Source organism: Oleiphilus sp. HI0066 (assembly GCF_001635725.1).
The window spans coordinates 1-268 of sequence record NZ_LWFH01000883.1 but is presented as its reverse complement, the minus strand read 5'-3'; the positions used below and the strand labels follow the sequence as shown (position 1 = coordinate 268).

Sequence of the window (268 nt, the reverse complement as noted above, 5' to 3'; positions counted from 1 at the left end):
CTACCGTATCGACTATTGCTTGAGTTTGAGGGTCGATCTCTAAGTTTACTATGTCCCCTTCGGACATCGTTCCAAAGGTCGTCATATTAAGCGTTTCAGGTATCAAATAGACGCTAAACTGATCCGTTACTCCTGATCCAATAGTTAAACTACATCCATTAAGGCCAACGAAACCTTTTGGCAAAACGTATTTTTGTAGCTTATCTGAGATGCTAAATACTAGCTCGCAATTGGTTTCCGTTTCTATGCGCTTAACAAGAGTGACTGT

General features: G+C 40.7%; 1 pseudogene. It reads right to left on the bottom strand.

The annotated features are described in order from the left end of the window. Window positions 1-268: pseudogene (locus A3738_RS10085) on the bottom strand (riboflavin synthase); the annotation flags it as partial.